Below are 23,514 nucleotides of genomic sequence, written 5' to 3'. Positions count from 1 at the left end.
ACTAATTACTCCTCTTTAAAGTAACGTACCCTAAATGTTCTTTAACTATTCTACCGTTCGTATTATAAGGTCAGCCAGAGAAATATGGTTGACTATTTTTTATTTATTAATAGGTTGATAGTGCTAGATCCTTGTTATCTGGTATCTAGCCTACTAGTTAATTTCTCTATTCTTAATTAGAATATAAGCATATATATTAAAAATGGGTAATTTAAACATTTGTGGTGTATCAGTGTTAAAGAAGGAGAGGAATAATGAGGAAAATAATTTTAATGGTATTTGTACTGGTGCTTTGTTCTGTAACAGTTGCTTCAGCAAAAGAGAGCAGGTTGACACCTTCAGGGATTCCTTATACTGAACTAAAGGATCGTGTGGATGAATATGCTTCTAAATACATTGGGACGTCTACAGCTGGAGCGAATGTGTTAATTGTAAAGGACGGAGAAATTTTCTTGAATACGTCCTATGGCTATGCAGATGTTGAAAATCAGGTAAAAGTCACACCAAATACTGTTTTTGAGTGGGGTTCTGTTACGAAGCTTCTTGTGTGGACCAGTGTAATGCAGCTTGTAGAACAGGGAAAGTTGGAGTTAGATGAAGATATTCGCGCGTATTTGCCGGACGGGTTTTTGACAAAACTGCAATATGATGACCCTATCACAATGTTGAATCTTATGCACCATAATGCTGGGTGGGAGGAGAAATTTACAGATTTATTTTATAAGTCAACATATGAAGTAAAGACTTTAGAAGATATGCTTCACATTACTGAGCCTTATCAAGTGCATGAGCCAGGAAGTGTAGTTGCCTATTCAAACTATGGTGTAACTCTCGCCGGCTTTATTGTAGAGCAGCTCACAGCACAGCCATTTTATGAATATGTAAATGAACATATATTTTCTATTTTGGATATGAAGGACACAACGATTCATCCTATACAGGGAGATAACTTAAATGTAGCAAAAAAAAGAGATGCAGTTTATGGATATAGTGTTAGTAGCGACGGTGAATTAAGTATGTCAAAAAATGAACGGATTTATATCGGTTTGTATCCAGCTGGCAGTACAATTGGTACGATAACGGATGCAGCTAAATTTATGATGGCGCTTATGCCAGCAGATGGCGAGAATAGCCCATTATTTCAAAACAATCGTACATTAGATGAAATGCTGACGACTAGTGATTTCTATGACGATGGCTTCCCACGAAATGCGCACGGTTTTTGGGAAGGCCTTTATGCAGTAGATGTATTGGAACATGCAGGAAATACGGATAGTTTTTCTAGTAATTTCACCTTTTCTAAAGAAGAACAGTTGGGTGTAATTGTCATGACCAATCAGATGGGTGAAGCAGGGCTGAGTTATGGCTTACCAACACTCGTGTACGGCGAATATTCTGCAGCAAATGGCAATCAAGCAATGCCTAATGTACAGGTGCTTGAAGGAAGTTACTATATGGCTAGGCAAGCTTATAAAGGTTTCACCAAGCTGTACGGTGCACTAATTATTGGTGATATTGAAACGACAGAACCGAACAGATTTAATGCTTTTGGGATGACGTTTGAACAAATTGCTCCGTATCTTTATAAATCTACAAATGATTATAATGTTAATCTTCATGTGACGTTGAACAATGGTCAAGTGGAAAAAATCTCAATGCCGACAAGTGATATGATACCACTCTCTCAAAGTACGAAAATCTTTAATCTGTTCAGTATTTTGGCAGTGGCTTTCAGTGTCCTATATACCTTCATCACTTTACTAATCAGATTGATTCAAGCAGTAAAGAATAGAAAAAAAGCAATTCGATTTAAAGTTTCGAAAAAATGGGAAACACTACTGCTTTTAGCGAATATTGTCCCGGTTATAAATGTAATTATTTTAGCTTACAGAACATTTAATTACACTTCATACACTTCCGTACGTATTCATTTTTGGATAAATTATGCGTATATCGTCATGGTAGCAATTTGTCTAGTGGCGCTATTAATCGAGTGGAGGAAAAAGACGACAACACGTGGCCAAAAAATTCGATATACAATTTCTTGTGTTTCTGCGCTATTACTTGTCGTCTTAATTTTTGGATGGGAGCTTTATTATTGAACTAGCCCTATCATTTCTTACTTTTGTAGTTTTCGCTTCAAGTTTAGGAGTTCCAGGGAAGCACGCGTTACTTGCTTCCCTCTTTACAAAAAATGAATTTTCGAACTTTATGAATTATCGGTCGTTATATTCCCTTTTTAGTTGACCTGAAGACTGTTTAAGTATTAGAACTAGACTCCATAATAAATAATTAATTAATATTTTTCTATTTTCTTAATTTCCTTCACTTTTGCTCTACCCGGTTTGGAACCAACTATGCTTCCTTTTATAGTTGCTAGGATTTTATCACCTAGGTTGAATACTTTTGTATCAACACCTTCTAAGATGGTAAAGTTATAACTATAGTTCTCAAAATTCATATGCTGTAATTCATCTTTCATCCACTCGTAATCCAGCATCGTAAGGTCTTCGCCGATCAACATTTCGTTGTTATTAATTTTTAACACATAGCCTTGAACGATGACTTCTGGTTGTACATTTTGCTTCTTAGTGGATTGTTCGATAATGTAGTTTGCAATATTAGTAAACTTCACGCCATCCGTACTTTTATCACAAGCATTCCATTGAAATTCACGTTGACCATTATTAATGTGTACTTTTAGATAATAATTCGTAGTACCTTCAGTATCACAAGTAGTAGTTAAATCTTTTTCAGCTAGGTAATTTGCAAAAACTAGTCTTTTATACACCTCTTGCTTTACATCCGGTGTTATATTCTTTTTTATTTTCACCTTGTTTGTAAGTGTATTAATTTCGTTCTCCTGCTTTAATCCATATTTTAATTCGAACTCAAAAAAATCTTGCTGGCTCATGTTGTAGTTAATGTTCAATATTTCTTGCATTCCGTAATTCTCATCGGCACAGTTGACCGCTATATATGTAGTATTGGTAGGATTAACTTCCTCAATCAGATTGCCACACTTAACTTTTGTAATTGCACCACTCCCAAATTTGTCACGAGTGGTGTCATATTTCACTTCAAGAAATTCTCCTACATAACTTAAATCTGATATGATTGGATCCCCTTCAATTGTATAGTGCACAATTCGCAAATCAGAAGGAACACCATTTTGTAAGTTGTCATAAAAACGAATCATTCTTTCCAATCCTTCAATACTTCCATGTGAATTCAGGACATCGACGTTTTTCAAGCCCTTTACCTTAATTTCAGAGTTATCTTCAACCGTTGACTGAGGTTCTCCGCTTGTACTAAGACTATTTATTTCGTTTTGGCTATTACAAGCAGATAGAATAACACCGAAAAACAAAAGGAAAATAATGTATGGTGTTTTTTTCATTAGATTCGTACCCCCATTCTGATCATGAATATAAAGAAAGCAAGTGTTATCCTACGAATAAATATCCTTTATAAAATAGACGGTTATAGGAAAAATATGTAACAATTAGTTCAATAATTATCCTGACCGTTTGTGAAAAATATATTATTCTAAAAAGAGTTCATCAATTCTATTGTCGTATTGCTTCATTAGTTCAAATTTTTTCAATTGTTTGCTTTCTAAGCATTCTATCTGGAGATGAAACAAACGGCACTAGTTCAATATGAGTAACAGCCACTACGATTCAAATGTTGTCACCTTTTGAATGTCATACTCTATTTTTAGAAACTTCAGTCCGAAAATTTTCATTTCATGTAAAGCGGTTAACTCTGTTTCGGTAGTTGCTTGAATTGTAAAATGTTCAGTAAGAGGAAGTTTAAAAAGATATTTACTAAAAGCTAAATAAATTCCCGAATCACCTGCAGCTTGAGTAGTTAAATGAAGCTTGTCATCTTCCACATGCAAATAAAGAATACCAATCATCGTGGAAAAAGGAAGTGGTAATGCGATGTTCATGTATGTATGATCAGCAGTATGCTTCGAATAAATTGCTGTGAAAACCGTTTTCTCATCAATTGTTCGGATCCATGCTCTCGGCTTTTCTCTCCCATCTATTGTCGCATCTACTGTTACAATTTTGCCAGTCATCTCAGTCTTTTGATTTGATAATGGTAAATTAATTTGCTGAGTAAGCCTGCTTATTCCTTTATAAAAAAAAGCAAATGGCCAAAACCATAGCTGCCACCGTACCCTCGCAAATAGTCGATATTCATTCGTATGCTCATAAAAATGAGTGATTGCTTTATGCAATTGGTCAGTGCTCACAAATTCACTCATATCATCCACTAAACCAGGATACGGTTCATTTTTTGTTTTTAGTTGCCCCCTAATTTGACTTATCGGAAACGTAAATGAATTCTGATTTGTCGCTGGTGTATATATTAGCCAGCCTACAATTGTGAATCCACCAAAAAACAGGCAATTCGTAAAGCCATGGAACGCAAGCATATCGGGAATATCGACAATTGATTGCCTTGTAAAATTTCCGTACGCATAAAGAAACGACCAAAGTATAGAAAAACAAACAGCTGCAATCGAAAGTCGAATCATTACCCCTTGCAAACGATAATATTTCGTTCGTAATGTGACAAAAAATAAAATGTAAATCGCAATAATATATAAAATGGCAGATATTATTTCAATAGCAGTGGATAACGTAATTCCAATCGCCATTAAAATCGGCCCTGATGCAATTACAACAACAATCGGTTTGTACAGTTTGCTTGTTGTAACTCGACCAATTAACCCGAGAGAAATACAAAATAAAAATGCAGAATAGTGAAAATGGATGGATGTTAACCAAGTAATAAGTGGTGTAAATCCAGTATCAATTCCTGCAATATACGCAAAAAACCATACACCTCCAATTACTAAATACATTAATCCAATATCAATTACTATTTCAGCTGTATTAGTAAACCCTCGTTGTAAAAAGCGGCGCATTCCAATCCAGCTAATCATTGCTGTTGCTACTAAATATAGCCCTGCTCCAGTAATTGATAGTACCTCGTTTATGTTAAACGCGACTACTGTGACCCCTAGCATTCCAATGGCCAATATTACTTTCTCAAATGTTTTTAGCTCGACAATACATTGAAGTAGTAGTGGTACAAATAAAAGTTGTGCGGCTGTTAAATAAATAAAAAAATCAACTTGCTTATTCGTTATCATAGTTATTACAAAAAGACTGATTCCGAATAATGATAACGGACTACATAGCCTTTTTAAATTGTCCTGCATACATCATGAGCCTCCCTAGCAATGGATTATGAATCGATACATGAATGGTGTATACATCACGTTTATCATCATAACCTTCCTCTACAAGCACTCGCCCTTCCAAAAATTTAGGCATAGGTATTTCTAGCTTGCCTACTACAAATCGTTGTACACCTGACCGAATTATTAAACGCCCTTCCTTGGACACTGAAAAATGCAAATCGGAATAAAACAATGACGGTGACCCTAAATAATCTTTCACTATTTGCTTCTCTGTATCAATCGTCATTTTTGCATCAAATCGACGTACGATATCTCCAAAATAAAACGCTCTCTCCCATTCAACCTCATACTCATTATTCGGTAAAACAGTACATGTGTTACGAATCGAAAAAGGAATTTGTTCACCAGACTCAGGAAATAAAAAATTCACTTTTGATGCCAGTGTATAAAAAGGAGATAAAATTTTTGCGCCAGATTGGATTTTTTGCATAATACCTGTAGCTACAAAAGGTTCATCTAAAGGCAGTAAATAGCGCTCTTGCAATTTAGGATGAAGCTTTTGAAAATCATCACCTAATAATATTTGATAAATCATTTACTCACCGCGCTTTCTTTTACAGCTCTTGGCTGTCGGAATGTTTTGATGTAATGAGAGACCAATAATCGATAAAACAAATAAAGTCATATTTAATGTCAATACATTAAACGGACCTACTAACGTTTCACTACTTGCTAAAACTGCACTGATCGTTAATATTGGAAATAGAAAGATTTGAAGAATAAATAATGGACGTTTATTTATGGGCATGAGCCAAAATAAACTATACAGAATTTCAGCAAGCCCAATTCCTTGTACAGCTAATTGTGCGGCAGTACCTTCCATACTACTAAGTGCTGTTAATAAGGCGACTTCTTCAGGATGAACAACTAATAATTTTGGAACGAGTCCTTGATAAAACCAAATAAAGAAAAATAATACCGAAATAAGAATCGATAAAAAGAAGCGACGATATTGAACAGCTGGGGGCTCTCCCGTATCAATCCATCTTTTTAGCACATCGAAGCTAAGTGCTGTAGCCCATCCCATAAGTGGTCTAAAAACAATGTCGAAAGCCTGCCCTACTTTGCCATATCGAACATTGTAGTCATATTGCGTCAGAAAAGTTAATTGATTTTCATTGAGTACATACTGCCAATATCCTTTTCCCTGTGTGATGGGCGATATTTTTTGCTCGGTTCCAAAGTGCAATGATGACGTTTTAGAGCCATTATCTTTATGATGCGTGCCCTTACTTTCACCCCAGCCCTCGACAGAAATGAATGGTAGTACGTTTGTTTTATATGTAAAAGTTTGAGGTGAGTCCTCCGTTTCTTTAGGAATATAGTTAATTTCTGAGAAACGCAAATCCCACTGTTCGTGTAATTTTGGATTTTGTGTATATTCCCAAACCGTATCAATTGAAGTATTCATATTTATTTCAACGTATATAGGTTTTTGTTTCATTTTAATACCTCATTTCTTAAAACAAACTAATAAATTGATATTTATTAGAGCCAATATCAACGGTAACGCCTATTGAATCTGGCTGTTGCAAATGCGTCCCTTTTACTCAATTACAACAAATTCAAGAAAAAAAAAGCGAATCTGTAAATGAAGAATCGCTGCCATTTGTTTATGTCTATTTTTACAATTGACTATTTTCTTTTTGGTTGACCCGCAAAAATCGGATTTTTTCAATTTATTAATCTGAATATTTCTCCATATGTTGCCTATAAAGTTTCCAACCATCCTGTTCTTTCCTGAATACTTCCATTGCTAGCACAGATGCAACTTTTTGTCCTTTTAAATAAAAATCAACTTTTGAGCTATTAATTAATTCATTTGGTGTACGAAGATTACTAGTAAAATCATAATATTCCCAATAAGCTTCTTGATTCTGATAGCCATTAATTGTGTCAATATTATCCTTTCTATATTCTTTTCCCGTATAAACAATGTAGTCAACATCGGAATAATATCCAAAATAACCGAGAAAATCATCTGATACCCAAGCATTAATTTTTTCTACATCACATTTATTCAAGTCATCACGATAATTTTTAACCGCTAAAAGTGCTTCATTCTTCACTTCCACAACTCCCATCAACTGCAATCATTCGCTAAAAGCTTCTCCTTCAACAGTTCTTTATTTAAGTGCAAACTAGTTTCGAAATAACTATTTAGAAGTAATGATTTTAACAACTTCTATAGGACGAACATCGAGTAAGGATAATTGTTTACTAGCTACCCATACCGGCTCATACGTCCCTGAATATGCAACCGAATTTGTATATTCCTCTCCTACACCTGTGCCGACTACACCACCGATTATGTTTGCTTCAAAATAATATTGCAATCCATTAAACGGTACTTCACAAAGTAAACCTGTTAATTCCACATGTACCCCTACTTCCTCAAAAGCCTCTCGAATAGCTGCCTGTTCAATTGTTTCTCCTTGTTCTACTCCGCCCCCAGGAAATACGTAATATGTTTTACTATCTTTGACACGCTTAATTAGTAAAACTTTGTCGTTTTCAACTATTACAACTGTACTTCGAATACGCATTTCCTCAGTCCTTTCTATATTATATATAACAATAACTTACTCTAAAATTAACCAACTGAAAAGGACTTGTCTTAAAAGTTATTAAATATACGTTTCAGCAACAATACAATGCAAAGAATTTGTCCAAAAACGACAAATCCACACTTTTACGTATAATTATTTTGCTTATAGTAAGCTATTAATGCCATTAACCATAGGGCAATGACAATATAAAACATTGCTAGAAAAATGATCTTGCTATCAAGGAATTGCGCTGTTATACCTGAATACACTATTGCTAGCAGAATACATGGAATTGGCTTCCCTATTCTAGAATACTTCCACTGGAAATGTAAAAAGAAAATTGAAAAAATCAATACGAAATATAACAATAGCTAACCCCCTGTTCATTAATCAAATAATAACTACCAATACAAAATATATTTACCATATTATAACACGGATTGAGTTTTAATTTTCAGAAAAGTTTAAATTCACAAATATGTAATGCTACAATTTTTAGAGCATCGACGCTAAAGATTCAGTAGGGGTGTCTAACTCAGACACGCCCACATAAATCTAAAACCGATCGTTTCTCCTTATGTGAAATATTCCAATTTTGCTTTCGGAAAGAATTTCTCCATATAGCTAGAAAGATGATTTTTTATATCCTCTTCCTCTTCTTTTTGATAAATGTACTTACCAATTCCGTATTTACCCCATTTATACCTTCGCTTCTCTTCATCCAACTCTAATTTGGTCTTCGGATAGTTTTTCTCAATTACTTTTTTAGCTGGTTTCGTAAATCGATGTTGAATAAATTCAAACGTAATATCTTCCCTTGCATCAGGGGGCAACTCGGCATTGAGTCGTTCGAACATATTGTAGTAGCCATCTTGCCAGCCTTCATGCAGATAAATAGGAGCCACAATGAAACCAAGTGGATATCCTGCTCTTGCTACTTTGCCTGCTGCCTCTATTCGTTTAGCTAAAGGTGATGTGCCCGGCTCAAAATTTTTAATAATATAATCCGCGTTAATACTAAATCGAAACCTAGTTTTCCCGTTATGTTTTGCATCCAATAAGTGGTCTACATGGTGGAATTTTGTCACAAATCTCAATTTCCCATATTCTGATTGCCCAAAATGTTCGATTGCTCGCTTTAAAGAGTGTGTTAAATGATCAATTCCTACAATATCAGATGTACAGGCAGCTTCAAATCGTGTTATTTCAGGTGCACGTTCTGCAATATAGTTGTCAGCAGCTTCTAAAATTTCTTCTACATTGACATAGGTGCGGATATACGGCTTACTTCCCATCGTTGTTTGTAAATAACAGTAATGACAATGACCCATACAGCCAGTAGCCAAGGGAATTGCATACTCTGCGGAAGGCTTAGACGTATCAAACTTTAATGTTTTTCTAACTCCAACAACTAGTGTGGACTTAGCAATACGATATTTTTGAAAGTCATTTTCTCCTGGAAGGTCCCTAACTTGGTTGTGAGAGGTAGTGAACTTAATTTCTACATTCATTTTTTTAAACTTCTCATAAAGTTGTTTTCCTAGTGGGTAATCTAATGATTTTGGTTCAAAATAAACAATTTTCGGTATAAATGGCTCATTCATTTCAACACCCCTCCTGATGTATTCCCATCATAGAAATTGTTGGCTTCATTTACGGATAACGGATCATAAGTTGTGTCAACAATTTCGAGAAAAGCTCTAAACGCCATTTTAGTTTTTACATAATTGCTTCACATTATGTTTTCTTCATAGTGAATTTACTAAATCGTCACAACTAAAGTATGTATATTTTTTCACAGTATAATTGCATTAATTATGAGAGACATTAACTTTAAAAAGAGGAGGAAAAACAGTGAGTAATAACAATTTGAAGGAACAGGTTTTAAACATTATTTCTGAACATAGAATGGGTGTTCTTGCAACCGTTGAAAATAATAAGCCACATTTACGTTATATGACATTTTACAATGATGGATTAACATTATATACACCAACAAAAATGGATACAGAAAAGGTGGAAGAAATTAGAAAAAATCCAGCATCATCTATCTTATTAGGATTTGAAGATAAAGGTCAAAGCGATGCTTACGTTGAAATTTCGGGGAAAACGACTATTAACGAATCACTGGAGCTGAAAATAAAATTTTGGGACGAATCATTTACTCAATGGTTTGACGGCCCTGAAGATCCGAACTATGTATTTCTCCAAATACAACCAGAAATAGTTCGAATTTTAAATGTAAACGGTGAACTACCACAAGAACTCATTTTGTGAATTGTATGTAATTTTACATTACAGGCACTAATAATTAATCTTTTACATTGCTCTTCTTTTCATTACTATTAATGAAAAGAAGAGCTACCTTGTATAGACGAATATTACTGAATGAAACGTTCGCCATTTTTTCTTATTTCATTAGATTTTTGGTCACGAATAAAAAAATGCTCGATCGACTTACTTTTACTGAAGATAACCCCCGCTTCAAAGCCCTCTTTCGAACGAATAACACGAATTTGTGTAATTTCTTTTTGATCATAGCCAGAAGATATTAAATAGCGTTCGACATCATGTTCTAGCTCACTTTTACTATTAAAATCGAATAAAAAAAATGAAGCAATCGCTAAAGATACTGAAATCAGCATTGTTGTGATTGCTTTTCTCTTCATCACCATCATTCCTTTAACAATGAATATTTTATTTATTAGCTGGCCGCCTTTTGATTAATAAACTTGCTTACTTACCTTATATAGTTTAGTCAATTTTTTGGATGATTATGTAATATTTGAATATGTTCTAAATCTGCAATTAGAAAATAATTAACAATAATTTCGGTAGCTGCTCCCATTAATGGATATTCGCCCTAAATAGCACATCTCTAAGTATGTAGCCTGTTTTTCTCATAATGAAATTACTTATTAAGTGCCTTCTCAATTGTCCATGTCACAGTAAAGCTACCTGCTAGTTTGTCACCTGTGAGGACAATATTGTATGTGCCTGCTTTTTCTATTTCAACTTGTAATGTATAGTCGTCTAATAGTGTTTGACCCATTAGATTTCTTTGCTCACTTTGAAAGCTATTTCCGTAGCCGCCTCCATTGTTACTATAAAAATTAACCGTATAAGTAAGAACATCACCACGGTCAAGCTCAAAAGGAATTTTATGTTCCCCGTTAAAATGTTTAAAAGTCGCCCTATATTCTTCGTCATTTCGTGTTTCCTGCCAGCCTTTCTTCACAGTAAAATCAAACTGTATGAGCACAAGGAAAAAAAGCGGCATTATTATAAAAACTGTCGTAAACTTTTTCGAGTGCTTAGCTAACCATACGCCACTCAAAAAAATAACTGCAACAATAGCGCCGACAATTCCTGCAATTACTGCAAATATTGAAATGCCAAAAATAAAAAAGAATAAAAACCCCGCTAAAATATATGCAACAATTTTATTAGAATTGATAATTGACCATTTTTTCGATAGCCAATCAATGATTGAGGAAGAAATAATACCATAGACAAAAATGATCCCCCAAATCCACCAATTACTAATGGTCTCTACAAAATTATAAAGATTGAAATTCTCAACAAAAAGTAAATACATAAAAAAAACTGTTAACGCAAAGCCCGCCCCAGCTAGTTTTGTTGAAAGATAACGTAATGTCATCAATAACGCCCCCTTACTAATTACTTCTATTTTAAACTATATTCAATATGATACTAATAAAATTTCCAAAAGAGTTTAAATTTTTCACATAGACATAACAAAAACAGGGTATTCCAAACTCAATTGAAACACCCTGCTCACTTTATTCAACTAATTCATTCGCTAATGTTTTTCTACTAATCCAATAACCTTGCACGCTAAAAATAATAACTACCGCAAGTAAAAAGAATGTACTCACGCCCAGCAGGATTCTAAAATCGAAAATGATGGCTGAGCCTGGATCAACGAGCGCTAATAATTTCGTAAATGCCGTTCCAATAAGTGTGCCGACAGCGAGTCCGTATAAGACGAATGACAGCACTTGCGATAAAATAAGCTTAACGAGTCCATTTGGTGTTAGCCCGATTAAACGCTGTATTGCATAATCTGTGCGCTTGCCATAAATCGTATGGAGCAATGTTTGAATAACCCCTAAACAAGTGGCTACTACTAGCACAATTAATACCCCGATAAATAAGCTCCAGCGTTGATAATACATCCGATCATTTTCCGCCATATACGTGTCATAATCTGAGAACGTTAATGCCGGCCATCGCTCATGTAAAAAGCTTAGCTCACTTAAAGTTTGCTTAATATCTGCTGTTTCTATCATTATATCTTCAACGTAAGTATACGGGGATAATTGAACAATTTCAGAAGACCAGTCAAAATACACATCACTGCGCATATGTTTCGGTTCAACAATCGCCACTACTTTTGCTGGTGCAATTTCTTCAACTTGTTGCAGTTCAAAATTATACATGCCCAATCGGATTTCATCGCCAATAGCTAATCCTTCCGATTTTGCAAAATCCGTTGTGACAATAATACCCTCATCTACTGCCCCCGTTATTTCAGGTATTTCCCTATGTTCGATTAACTGTTCAATGTCAACTGCTTGGGAAGTAACCGCATCCCAGCCGCCGTTCAAATACAATTCTGTAGATGTATAACTGCTTCTCGCATAGGCATAGTCAACAGAAGGTAAAGCTTCAATTTCCTTTACAATATCATTTGTAAATGTTTGATCTGATAAATCATTTTTGATAGCTACCGGTGCTTCGTATAAGAAACCAATATAATCTTTCTCTGTCTCTTTTACACTTTTAAATAATGTTGTACCAAAAATAAGAATAACCATTAATCCAATTATGCTTAAAACGATTGGCATATTTTTCCGAACTTGTGGCATTAATTGCTGACATGCTAAATAGGCTTCTTTTCCAAGTAGCATCCTTGCTGGCTGTAACGTGAATTTTAGTAGCATACTAAATAAATAGGGCATCATATATAAAATAATTAACGTTATTAGTAAGCTACTTATTAATATTTGCAGTGCACTTTTCCCGGAATTCCCCTCGACCATAGCCGAGAAAAAACAAAGTAATGCGCTAACCGCGACGATTCCAATTGCGTAAAGCTTGCCCTTTGTGAAGCGCAGTGCGGTTTCATGATTGTCCGTAACAATTTGCAATGGCAATAGGCGCATGCTTTTTTGCACTTGCCACTGGATAAGCGCGAAAAGAACAACAAAAAGTGCAGCCGCAATCACAAGTGCTAGCCAAATCGGAAATTCCGTACGTGCTGCTGGTAATTGCATCTTATCCACAAGAAATGGCAACCATAATTTGATGACAGCTAAACTAAACAGTACGCCGAATGCTAAGCCAATTGATAATATCGCTATTAGCTGTGCTTGCACGATTTGACCAACTTGTTTTGCCGTTGCACCGAGCGCACGTAATACCGTTAGCTGTTCCTTCAATTTAAATAATACTAGCTGGAATGTCGACATTAATAATACTGTCGTAATCAATAAAACAAAGACTGATAACACAATCATAAAAATAGCTAGTGCTTGAAAATTCAATTTTACAAAATCGTATTCATTAACGATATCAATTCGTAGCTCGTCATCTAATTCAGTTAAAAGCTGTGTAATATATTCAGGTGAAGCGTTTTTATGAAGATCGATGAGCGCATACTTACCGACATCATGTTCATTTACCGGCAACCATTTTTTTACTGTATTATTTGTAAGGATGGCCATTTCTACATCCGAGCCACCAGGTAAAGGTGTTAATATTTCTTTTACTACATACGGCTCGAATTCAATGTCAATTGTGTCACCTACTTCTTTCTTGAAAAGCTTGGCGATTTTTTGGGAAATGACCACTTCATTTGCCTTTATACTCTCCTCGAAATTATAACGACTTTTCACGAGTGCATCATTTTCAACACCGACAGTATAAACACCCGACAATTGCCCCTCCACATTCGTATGTGCTAAGAGTATCGGTGAAACTCCTGTTACACCATCCATCGATGCCATCGCAGTAACTTGGTCGGCTGTCACCCATTTTTTTTGCTCGGGATTATAGCCAACGAACATTTCTGCATCTCCCAATAACGCCTGAATTTCCTCTTCCATTTGCGCCTTGGCATTCCAAATATACATCGACATCGTCATAATTAAGCAAACCGAAACGGCAATGATACTAATGCTTGTGACGATTTGAGTTGTAGCAGCACGAAATAATTTAAAGGCAATTGCTTTTAAGTTAAACATTAGTGCTCACCCCTTGATACAACCTTAAATTTAGCAAGAATCGCATCTAAATCATCTTCTGATTGTTCGTTTTGATAAGAATCCACAATCGCACCATCATGGAAAAAGAGTACACGATTGGCATAGGTTGCAACGTATGGATCATGTGTCACAAGTAAAATCGTTTGTCCCGCGCTTTGTATATCAACAAGTAATTGCAAAATATCGTCGGTAGTATTCACATCTAGGGCACCTGTTGGCTCATCTGCCAGTAAAATAGGAGGCTTCGTAATAATTGCCCGCGCAATCGCCACTCGCTGCTTTTGCCCACCTGATAGTTCATGTGGGCGATGCTTGCGCCAGTTGAAGATGCCCAACTGCTGCATCGTTTCCTCTACTCGTACTTTAATTTCTTTGCTCGGAATATCATTTAGAATAAGCGGTAATGCGATATTATCCTCGACATTTAAATCTTTTAATAAATGAAACGATTGGAATATAAAACCGATATTTTCTTTTCGGAAGTTAGATGATTTCGGCTCTTTATAAATATTATTTGCTTCTTTTCCAAATAAAAATATAGTTCCTTCAGTCGGTTCATCGATTGCGCTGATCATATTGAGGAGCGTACTTTTACCAGACCCGCTAGTCCCCATTATTGCGACCATTTCGCCTTGATAAATGGTACAATGAACATTTTTTAACGCATTAACTTTATGCTCTTTTTGTTGAAATATTTTCGACATCCCTTCAATACGCAACACTTCTGTTAATCTTGTTTGTGGTACCGGAATTTTTTCAATGACTTCCTTCAACGGATTGAACCCATTCATCGATATATGCCCCCTTTAATAATTGTCGTAAACGTTGAAGCCCTCTGCGAATATTTGTTTTCACTGTCCCTTCTGGTAAATCTAAAATGTACGCAATTTCTCGTACGGAATAGTCTTGATAAAACCTAAGGAGCAACGCTGTTTTATATTTTTCTTCTAATTGAGCTAATGCCTGCCAAAGATCAATACCTTCCTCTACATTGGCAGCATGCTCGTTAGCTGCATATAAATCAAAATCTTGCGGCTCGGTTAATTGCGTATGCATTTGTTTACTTATGTATGTTTTACTGCAGTTGATGACAATTCTCGTAATCCACGTACTGAAATACTTTCGTTCCTTTAATTTTGGCAATGCTTCGTAAGCACGAATAACCGATTGTTGGAAAATGTCAACCGCATCATCTTCGTTTTGAACGTATACATAAGCAATGCGATAAAGTTGGTTTTGTAATGGCTCGATCAAATCATAAAACGCTTGTTCATCACCTTGTTGCGCTTTTTCAATGATACTTTCTTGTAACAGAACGATACGCCTCGCCCCCTTTCACCTATTAGACTCAGTATTTATTCATTTCGATTCAAATATTTTTATTTTTTAGTATTTATTATGTAATAATTATATTATTGCATAAGTAGTAGATAATGGAGGTGCTTATATGGACAATAGTTATTATATTGGCTGGGGGACTTTGGCATTGATTAATGCTGGATTAGCTCAGGGGAAAAATCGAAGTGGTTTAAACTGGTTGCTTTTATCGCTTCTTTTAGGACCAATCGCTACTTTTATTTTGGTAATTGCGGAAAAGAAATAGTTTTCTATAAATAAACGCCAAAATGTCATAGAGTATATTTAAAGTTATTTAAAAAGTATTATCAAAATAAAAATGTTTATATTAAAGGAGGGCAATATATTGAATATCCAATATGTTGCCCTCGATTTTAATTAAATTAATAATTCATTAACCTATCATACTCTTAAAATGCCTCGGAACCCTGTACTACCAATACTTTGGAGCTTTTTTGTCTTTCATTTGGCTACTCTTTATCATTTGTACCTTTATGTCTATACAAAAAATCAAATTTAAACAGCTATGTGAATTGAAGTAGGATTTTTTGAAATAATAGTACCTTCAAATTCTCCAATTCCTTTAATTATAAATTGATTTCCAATATTTATAGGTGGTTCATTTAAAAATAGCTCTACCGATTGTACGTCTCTGAAATTATTTTCAAACGTAGTAAAGACAGGTATATCAATAAAAAATTCATTGTTAATTATGCTTATGCTTACAAAATTGTGATGTAATGCTGTCATATCTAATTGTGTAACATTCATTGGATCGAAGCCTACTATTTTAATTGCTCCTGAAATAGTTAGCTTTATACCCTCTGTATTATTAAAGTGATTAAATGCTCTTAATTTCTTTTTTTGAGCAATATTCATTATTTCAAAAACTTCTTCTGAATTATCAGAAATAATTAACTCTATAGGATTATAGTCGGAGTATATTTCTCTAAAAAAATGATACAAGTCTAAATTTGATTTTGTAAAATCCAATTTCCAGTCGTCAGAAATCTCATCTAATAATAAGCAAATAAATAAACCAGAATTATAACAACTACTTCTAATATTTGTTTGCGATGAATTATTATCAAGCAGCTGTTCTATATATTTGTTAATTAAATTTTCCTTACTAAGGCTAACATCTTTCAATGCTTGATATTCGACATAAAATGCAGGTCCCTCAATCGTTTCAATTAAATTTTCATATTCAACATATTCTAAAAATAGTTCCATTCTTTTTTCCCTAAATGTGATAAACTCGTTAATTTTAAGGCACTTCTCAATTAAATCTGTTGCTTTATACGCCTCAAAAAGTTTCTGTCTTTCTAGAATACGAAGTTGAATGTTATTAAAATCAATTGGATAACTAAATCCTAAAATTTCATTTGGAAAACGTCCTTCTTCAAATAAATATTGGAACACATGAAATGATTCATGAACAAGCAAAGAATATATATCTTCAAATGAATCATAGAGTGACGTATCTACAATAGCTGTTGGAATTCCTTCAAATAGTATACAAGTACAAGCTAAAAATTCGTCAGTTTTAACTAATTTGGTGTATGGTTCTTCTTTACATTTAGGATGATTAAATAAAAAGACATTTTTATCATCAAAAATAGCAAAAGCAACGGGTTTAAATTTATCCCAATAATCCTCTAAATGTTGAAATGGTGAGTCATTTATAATTCGATCTAAATAATTTTGCATAAAATTCTCCTTTCGTTATTAATATTAGGTAAAAACTTGAAATATCCTTCAAAACAGGCTGGAGGAATCTATCTTTTATAAAGTAAAGTTCGCAAAGCGAGATTTAAGAGTTAGGATTCTAAGTTTTTCGTAGAGAGTAAAGTTGAGTATAAAAGCTTACCTAATGTTGTAGGTGGATATGAGTAATTCAAAAAAGCTGCCCAAAAAAATCGCTAAATATTTCTTTGAACAGATTCTTTTTATTTATTCCACCTGAATTTGGACTCTACTAGTTACATTTCCATTCCGAAACAAGAAGAATCATTTTTCATAGCGTTTATCAATTTCCCTCTCAAACTGACTAACCATTCGGGTTCATTTTCCCATTTTTCTTCTGAAGATCTTAGTATTCGAACATAACCGTATAAATTAGCAAATCGTCGACAAGCAGGTAATAAAGACATCATATCATCTGTCAGGTCATACTCGGTACGATACCCGTCTATAAAACATTGTTTCTTTTGTTGAAACAATTCAGTTGATATACAATCTTGCAAGCTATCTAGTGCTTGTTCAATATCCATAACATACCAGTGATACATAGCATCATCAAAATCAATTACATTACAAGATTGAGTCTTTTCATCATAAAATACATTATCAAATTCAAAATCATAATGAATGAGTCCGAAATTGAATTTTGTAATAGGAATAGAGTTAAAATAATCTTTTAGTAATTGTATTTCATTTAAAGCCGATGTTTCATTTGGAAATTCAACTAAATTAGTATACATCCAATCTAACACGTCACTGTATGACCAACGCTTGTTTTTATTAGGGATGTACTCACTAGATAGCTTATGAAGTTTTCCTAATGCTTTTCCATAATTAAATATGATGGAATCACTTAAATCGGTATTGTTAAGCTGTACCCCACTTACACGTTTAAAAACAGCAGCATAGTATTCACCCCATGGCGTATTTGCTTCTACAAGTTCCTCTCTATTTTTTGAAAGAACTGTTTCTAAGACGCCATACTGTTTAGATTTTAAATATGAAATAAATTCAAGCTCTGCTAAAATATTTTCACGCTTCTTCTCTGATTTTGGTGAAAACCTTAAAAGTTGTGTCTTGCCTTCAGCTTGAAAAGGATAAATAGCATTTGAAGAAATTCGATAATATTTAAATAACTCCATAGATTCTTTATCAAATTCCCAGTTTTCCAATAGCATCTCTGCTAAATCTTCATTATCAAAAAGATATTTTAATTTCAACATAAACAGCCAACTCCTTATTTTGTAGTTCAAATAACTTTAAAATTAAATTGTGATACTTTCCCCTTTCTATTTATTTAGAAAATATCCATTGGATTTAAATTTTTAAACAACAAAAAACCACAGAATTATATTAAATAACCCTGTGGCTTAAGAAGCTTAATTCATAACAAAAAAGCCTGTGCTTTTATTTGCCCAAGCTCTAATCAAAGGTCAAATCAAACAGCTTTTAACTAATTTAATCCGTATGAGTGAGAGAGCAATAAATTTAAATCCAAGGTTATCTTCATGAAATTTGTCATTACGATGCTCACTCCCTTCCTTAATATTAAGAATATTATACCAATTATGTTTTTAAATTACAATAGTTTTCCGCAATGAGATTATCACAAAAAATGACTACTTAAAACTGAATTATTTCGTTGAGATATCTATTATATTCTTAATTAATCTAATTTGACCTCGGTGATTCAATTCATCCTCAAATACATGGAACCATTTGAAATAGTTATTCGCAGGTTTTCCTCCCCAAAATGGAGTCTGTTCCAACAACCATGAGTCCTGCAATGTTTGGAATTTCTCAATTGTCTTTTTTCTTGTTTGTTCCAATTGTTCCAGGTAGAATTCAACCGGATTCCCTTTAATTTGTTCCTGCGCTGTCTTTCCGAGATCTAGTCCCGGATTCAACATTTGTATATCCTCTTCTGTAAAATCACGGTTTTCAAATGTTGCAATTTGGTATGCTTTTTCAACAGCCACCATATGAGCGAGCAACATGCCGATAGAATACGCCTTATCGTTAATTAAAAAATCCAATTGGTTAACTGATAAATTCTTTACTTCTGCTAACGTCGTCTCTCTAGTATAATTCATCATAGATATTAGCTTGCTGAATTCCAAACTTAAACCTTCTTTTTTATCAATTAAAAATAAACTTTGATTCCCCATTATGATTTCCTCCTAAAAATAACACGGTTTTGGTATTTTCCTCTCTTTAACAGAGATTAGTTCCAATTTTATAATTATTTATCATTTATTACCAGTGAATATTTTTTCAAATTTCAAATTTCTGCTGACCTCTTAAATTTTTCATAAAGAGGTTTTGAAGGAACCAAGGGAATCAAATATTTGTTTAGCATAGCCGTAAAAAAAAACAAAAAAACCACAGGGTAATATAAAATAACCCTGTGGCTTAAGTGTTAATTCAAAATAGAAATGCTTCTAACTAGTCGCACATCATGATGTAATAATTGATTGACGGTATCCTTAATGCTTGCACTTCCGCAAATAGCAGAAATGACAGCTACCCCATCTGAACCGGCAGCTAATACGGGCTGCGCATTTTTTTCAGAAATACCACCAATCGCTACAATAGGAAATGTTGGATAGGCTTTTCTTGCTTGCTCCAAAAAAGTGACTCCTGCTGGACGCTTGGCATCTAATTTAGAAGACGTTTCATAAATTGGACCGATCCCAACGTAATCTGCTCCGCCAGCAATAGCGGCTTCCATTTCTTCCATCGTATGCACTGAAACTCCAACTATTTTATGTGGAAATAATGTACGAACTTCTGAGAGCCTGCTGTCATCTTGCCCAACATGGACTCCATCCGCATCAATTTCACGCGCTAGCTCTACATGATCATTCACAATAAAGGGCACATTGTACTGTCGACATAAGCTTTGACAGTTTTTAGCGAACTGTATAAGTTCATCACCTACTAATGCCCCTTCTCCTTTTTCTCGTAGCTGGAAAATAGTAATGCCCGCTTCCAATGCTTCCTTTAATATAAGTAGCGGGTCGCGGTTACAGTTAGGAGTACCCATTATAAAATATACAGCTAATTCATCCCTTTTCAGCAACATGTACATCACCTTTCACAAACTTCTTATAAGCAAAATGATTCGTTGGACCGTGGCCATTGCCAATGTTTAATGGATGTTCAATTGCCGCTTGGATAAATCGTTTTGCTTCAATGATTGCCTCTTGAATAACATAACCTTGTCCTAAAAAAGCAGTAAGTGCTGCAGAAAATGTACAACCGGTTCCATGTGTATGCTTCGTATGAATACGTGTACTACTTACTTGGAATGATGAGCCATCTCGGAAATACACATGATCAACTGCTTCCATCCCTTGCAAATGACCACCTTTCATCACCACACACTGTACGCCCAATTGTAAAATTCGCTGAGCAGCAGCCTGTACATCATCCTTCGTTGTGATGCTCATACCTGTTAAAACTTCTGCTTCTGGTATATTTGGCGTTAACACTGTTGCTAAAGGTAATAGTTTCGTTTTTAAAGCCTCAACCGATTCCTGCTGTAATAGATTTGCTCCACCTTTTGCAATCATGACAGGATCAACAATAAGTTGTATATCTTTATCTTGTAATGCTTCGGCAACAGCGGTAATAATATCCGCAGAAAATAACATACCTGTTTTAACAGCCTTCACTTGAAAATCTTCAAAAACCGTTGAAATTTGAGCTTCTACAAAATCCGCCGTCGCTGGAAATATGCCCGAAACTCCTAATGTATTTTGAGCAGTTAATGCTGTAATTGCTGTTGTGCCAAAAACCCCTAACTCCTGAAAGGTTTTTAAATCTGCTTGAATACCTGCTCCTCCACCACTATCGGAGCCTGCAATTGTCATGACAATATTCATATTTGCCCACCTCTTGCATATTGTTCTAAACCGTCGATTACTTTCATTTGGAATGACCCCATATACGCAGCTTCACAAGCATCTATTGCAATTTGTTTATATTGCTGCAAAATTTCCTTTAATAGTTGAAGATTATTTCCTTCTACTGCAAGTGCGGCACTACAAATAGCACTTAATAAACAGCCAGAGCCTGTAATTTTCGTCATCCGTTCATCGCCACCTGTAATGAGCTCAACATTAGTGCCATTAGTTAAAATATCTGTTTCGCCAGTAACAACTACGATTGCTCCCCATTTTCGGGCAACTTCTTTCGCAACTGTAACCGTATCAAGCTCACCTTCTCCACTATCAACGCCCCTAGCTTGCCACTGAACTCCAGCAATAGCTGCAAGCTCACCTACATTACAGCGAATAGTTGTAAATTTCACTTGTTCGAGTAATTGCTGAACTGACGCTTTTCGGAATGAAGTAGCTCCTACTCCTACGGGATCAAGTACAACAGGGATATTTCGCTCATTCGCCTTTTTACCTACTACTAACATACTTTCTAGTGTACGAGTATTTAATGTACCAATATTAATTAATAAACTATCAGCAATGGACACCATCTCTTCCACTTCAGCGATTTCATCTGCCATAACTGGAGATGCACCAATTGCCAGCAATCCATTTGCAGTAAAATTAGCCACAACATAATTTGTTATACAATGTACAAGCGGCTGTCTAAGACGGATATTATTTAAAGTCATATTGTGCTACCTCATTCACCATGATTTCAATTGTCCAAGGTATATCCTTAAAACTGCTTTTCCTATATAAACTTATTTCTCTTCTTACCTCTTCACAAAATGTCATCTTTCTTCCTCCTTGTGTAGTAGGCATGAGAACAAAAAAAACACTTCATTTGCGTATGCAAAGAAGCGTCTTACAAATTGCTCCCTACGCCAGTATTAACTGAACAGGTTCTAAGGGTCAGGTTTTAACCTTCTCAACGCTATAGCGTCCCCCCGCAATTAAAATATTTCCGTGGAAATTAAAAAGCTCTCTAAATAAGGAGAGCTCATGTACAAAAAAATGCGAATTGTGTCACTCGCTATGTACTTTGCTCCCTCCGCCAGTGTTAACTGAACAGGTTCTAAGGGTCAGGTTTTACCTTCTCAACGCTTTTCGCGTCCCCCTGCAAATATTTTAATTACCCATATCCTAACATCATTTCTATTTGTTTTACAACAATAAATCATTAGTTTGCTAATTTGCATTTATTCACTTTACAAATTATTCTTCATTAAATTACAATCCATCACATAAAAGTCCCCAGATAATAAGAATTGGAGGGCATTAAATAAAAAATTCCCATCAGATCTTTAGGTTAAAAGATTTAGTGCGGTGAAAGAGCTTCTGTCGCTGAGTGATTTATCTTGCTCTTGTAGTTACGTATGATGCATGAGTTATCCACTGAACTGCTTTGTTAGTTTCTGTAATGCTTGAATTATAACCTTCTCAAAGCATTGGTGTTGGAACCTACTGATTATAAACAGCAAAAAACAAACACCCTATTAAATTGAATGAAGTGTTTTACTCCCTAACTTTCATTTGGGAATGTTATTTTGAATATCACTGAATAAAATATTAGTCTTTAGATTTATAGCCCCCATTAGTTCAACCAAAATAAGTAATATATGTGGCAAGATTATTTTCTATGCATTATAAATTGTGATTTGCTGTATCTAAAATTGTTTTTTTCATAAAAAGGTATTAAGTATTCCTCACAAAACAAACTTATAACATCAATATGCGAAAGCTCATCTAACAGCTTTGATACCAGTTTTGTTCCTATACCTTCTGCATGGTACGAACTATGTATAACAACGTCTTCTATATACGCTCTAAATTTCCCATCTGTAACAGCTCTTGCGAAACCAATAAGAGTATCACCTATCCACGCACCCACTGATAGTACGTCTCTTAACATATTTTCAATATCTTGTTCTTGTCTTTCCTCCCACCAACCAGCATCATTATATAGCTTCATAACATCAACAGCTTTGATTGTTCTATCAGTAAAACTTAATATTTCTATATTCAAGTTTTGTTCCTCCAAAAAAATTTACTTAATTTCACAATACAAAGATATCTATATCCACTAACCTGTGTTGTTAAATGAAGTCCAAAAGTGTCGTTTGGTAACATTTAACAAGAATCAATAATCTGGGCCTATTGTTGAAAAAGGCACAATTCATTTTCAAGAATTGCACCCGATTGTGGAAAATCTTTTTTCTATTGAATAGAATCGTTGTACTGTGCAGCTGGAAAGTTGTTCACTTTAATGATAATCGCACTACAAATCAAAAAGAGATAGTGAGTTAATCATTTACAACTTCCTTGCATAGTTTACTAACTAGCTGCCA

23 protein-coding genes and 2 riboswitches are annotated in these 23,514 nt (G+C 34.7%); of the genes, 3 read left to right on the top strand and 20 right to left on the bottom strand.

Features of this window, described 5'->3' with window-relative positions; genetic code table 11:
* Positions 1-254: 254 nt before the first annotated feature.
* Positions 255-2,102: a serine hydrolase domain-containing protein gene (locus AAFN87_RS15095; protein ID WP_347791895.1), complete on the top strand. Its 1,848-nt coding sequence runs from the start codon at positions 255-257 to the stop codon at positions 2,100-2,102.
* Positions 2,103-2,296: 194 nt separating this feature from the next.
* Here the strand turns inward: AAFN87_RS15095 and AAFN87_RS15090 are convergent, their stop codons facing one another.
* The 8 genes from AAFN87_RS15090 to splB form a co-directional block, all read right to left on the bottom strand.
* Positions 2,297-3,400: a DUF4362 domain-containing protein gene (locus AAFN87_RS15090; RefSeq protein WP_347791894.1), complete on the bottom strand. Its 1,104-nt coding sequence runs from the start codon at positions 3,398-3,400 to the stop codon at positions 2,297-2,299.
* Positions 3,401-3,676: 276 nt separating this feature from the next.
* Entirely contained in the window at positions 3,677-5,239 is a 1,563-nt protein-coding gene (locus AAFN87_RS15085) for a YndJ family protein (RefSeq protein WP_347791893.1), read from the bottom strand.
* Positions 5,211-5,816 (bottom strand): DUF4166 domain-containing protein, encoded by a 606-nt coding sequence (locus AAFN87_RS15080; protein ID WP_347791892.1) that lies wholly within the window; start codon positions 5,814-5,816, stop codon positions 5,211-5,213. The genes AAFN87_RS15085 and AAFN87_RS15080 overlap by 29 nt, the downstream gene beginning before the upstream one ends.
* The gene (locus tag AAFN87_RS15075) at positions 5,817-6,725 is read right to left on the bottom strand and encodes a DoxX-like family protein (RefSeq protein WP_347791891.1); all 909 of its coding nucleotides are present in this window, start codon (positions 6,723-6,725) and stop codon (positions 5,817-5,819) included.
* A 238-nt stretch (positions 6,726-6,963) separates the two neighbouring features.
* Positions 6,964-7,350 carry a DUF4440 domain-containing protein gene (locus tag AAFN87_RS15070; RefSeq protein WP_347791890.1) on the bottom strand — a complete coding sequence of 129 codons (387 nt, stop codon included), beginning with the start codon at positions 7,348-7,350 and terminating at the stop codon, positions 6,964-6,966.
* An 87-nt stretch (positions 7,351-7,437) separates the two neighbouring features.
* Positions 7,438-7,827 carry an NUDIX hydrolase gene (locus AAFN87_RS15065; RefSeq protein ID WP_347791889.1) on the bottom strand — a complete coding sequence of 130 codons (390 nt, stop codon included), beginning with the start codon at positions 7,825-7,827 and terminating at the stop codon, positions 7,438-7,440.
* Between the two features lie 146 nt (positions 7,828-7,973).
* On the bottom strand, positions 7,974-8,198 hold the full coding sequence (locus AAFN87_RS15060) for a hypothetical protein (RefSeq protein WP_347791888.1): 225 nt from the start codon (positions 8,196-8,198) through the stop codon (positions 7,974-7,976).
* A gap of 207 nt (positions 8,199-8,405) precedes the next feature.
* A complete protein-coding gene (splB, locus tag AAFN87_RS15055; protein WP_347791887.1) occupies positions 8,406-9,434 on the bottom strand; it encodes a spore photoproduct lyase in 1,029 nt (342 codons plus the stop codon).
* Positions 9,435-9,684: 250 nt separating this feature from the next.
* On the opposite strand from splB, the gene AAFN87_RS15050 reads away from it, so the two are divergent.
* Positions 9,685-10,107, top strand: coding sequence for a pyridoxamine 5'-phosphate oxidase family protein (locus AAFN87_RS15050; RefSeq protein WP_347791886.1), 423 nt, complete (start codon positions 9,685-9,687; stop codon positions 10,105-10,107).
* A gap of 104 nt (positions 10,108-10,211) precedes the next feature.
* Here the strand turns inward: AAFN87_RS15050 and AAFN87_RS15045 are convergent, their stop codons facing one another.
* The 5 genes from AAFN87_RS15045 to AAFN87_RS15025 form a co-directional block, all read right to left on the bottom strand.
* On the bottom strand, positions 10,212-10,499 hold the full coding sequence (locus AAFN87_RS15045) for a hypothetical protein (protein ID WP_347791885.1): 288 nt from the start codon (positions 10,497-10,499) through the stop codon (positions 10,212-10,214).
* A 242-nt stretch (positions 10,500-10,741) separates the two neighbouring features.
* Positions 10,742-11,491 carry a hypothetical protein gene (locus AAFN87_RS15040; RefSeq protein WP_347791884.1) on the bottom strand — a complete coding sequence of 250 codons (750 nt, stop codon included), beginning with the start codon at positions 11,489-11,491 and terminating at the stop codon, positions 10,742-10,744.
* Between the two features lie 142 nt (positions 11,492-11,633).
* Positions 11,634-14,099, bottom strand: a complete 2,466-nt coding sequence (locus tag AAFN87_RS15035) for an ABC transporter permease (RefSeq protein WP_347791883.1) — start codon at positions 14,097-14,099, stop codon at positions 11,634-11,636.
* A complete protein-coding gene (locus AAFN87_RS15030) occupies positions 14,099-14,824 on the bottom strand; it encodes an ABC transporter ATP-binding protein (protein ID WP_481886486.1) in 726 nt (241 codons plus the stop codon). Before AAFN87_RS15030 ends, AAFN87_RS15035 begins: the two co-directional genes overlap by 1 nt.
* A 52-nt stretch (positions 14,825-14,876) precedes the next feature.
* Positions 14,877-15,416 (bottom strand): sigma-70 family RNA polymerase sigma factor, encoded by a 540-nt coding sequence (locus tag AAFN87_RS15025; protein ID WP_347792047.1) that lies wholly within the window; start codon positions 15,414-15,416, stop codon positions 14,877-14,879.
* A gap of 151 nt (positions 15,417-15,567) precedes the next feature.
* Here AAFN87_RS15025 and AAFN87_RS15020 point away from each other — a divergent pair, with 151 nt between their 5' ends.
* Positions 15,568-15,723: a hypothetical protein gene (locus AAFN87_RS15020; RefSeq protein WP_347791881.1), complete on the top strand. Its 156-nt coding sequence runs from the start codon at positions 15,568-15,570 to the stop codon at positions 15,721-15,723.
* Positions 15,724-15,992: 269 nt separating this feature from the next.
* Here AAFN87_RS15020 and AAFN87_RS15015 read toward each other — a convergent pair whose 3' ends face one another.
* From AAFN87_RS15015 to AAFN87_RS14985, 7 genes are all read right to left on the bottom strand, one after another.
* The gene (locus tag AAFN87_RS15015; RefSeq protein WP_347791880.1) at positions 15,993-17,186 is read right to left on the bottom strand and encodes a hypothetical protein; all 1,194 of its coding nucleotides are present in this window, start codon (positions 17,184-17,186) and stop codon (positions 15,993-15,995) included.
* Positions 17,187-17,458: 272 nt separating this feature from the next.
* Positions 17,459-18,442 (bottom strand): phosphotransferase enzyme family protein, encoded by a 984-nt coding sequence (locus AAFN87_RS15010; protein ID WP_347791879.1) that lies wholly within the window; start codon positions 18,440-18,442, stop codon positions 17,459-17,461.
* A gap of 411 nt (positions 18,443-18,853) precedes the next feature.
* Positions 18,854-19,387, bottom strand: coding sequence for a DinB family protein (locus tag AAFN87_RS15005; RefSeq protein ID WP_347791878.1), 534 nt, complete (start codon positions 19,385-19,387; stop codon positions 18,854-18,856).
* A 251-nt stretch (positions 19,388-19,638) separates the two neighbouring features.
* Entirely contained in the window at positions 19,639-20,304 is a 666-nt protein-coding gene (gene thiE / locus AAFN87_RS15000; RefSeq protein ID WP_481886482.1) for a thiamine phosphate synthase, read from the bottom strand.
* Entirely contained in the window at positions 20,285-21,106 is an 822-nt protein-coding gene (gene thiD / locus AAFN87_RS14995; protein ID WP_347791877.1) for a bifunctional hydroxymethylpyrimidine kinase/phosphomethylpyrimidine kinase, read from the bottom strand. Before thiD ends, thiE begins: the two co-directional genes overlap by 20 nt.
* Positions 21,103-21,855: a hydroxyethylthiazole kinase gene (gene thiM, locus AAFN87_RS14990; RefSeq protein ID WP_347791876.1), complete on the bottom strand. Its 753-nt coding sequence runs from the start codon at positions 21,853-21,855 to the stop codon at positions 21,103-21,105. Before thiM ends, thiD begins: the two co-directional genes overlap by 4 nt.
* 170 nt (positions 21,856-22,025) lie before the next feature.
* Positions 22,026-22,125: riboswitch (TPP riboswitch) on the bottom strand.
* A 70-nt stretch (positions 22,126-22,195) separates the two neighbouring features.
* Positions 22,196-22,295: riboswitch (TPP riboswitch) on the bottom strand.
* Positions 22,296-22,796: 501 nt separating this feature from the next.
* The gene (locus AAFN87_RS14985) at positions 22,797-23,138 is read right to left on the bottom strand and encodes a GNAT family N-acetyltransferase (RefSeq protein ID WP_347792045.1); all 342 of its coding nucleotides are present in this window, start codon (positions 23,136-23,138) and stop codon (positions 22,797-22,799) included.
* Between the last annotated feature and the right edge of the window lie 376 nt (positions 23,139-23,514).

Source organism: Solibacillus sp. CAU 1738 (assembly GCF_039888725.1).
GTDB lineage: Bacteria > Bacillota > Bacilli > Bacillales_A > Planococcaceae > Metasolibacillus.
Note: the sequence above shows the minus strand (reverse complement) of the source record. Positions and strands in the feature narration are given on the sequence as shown.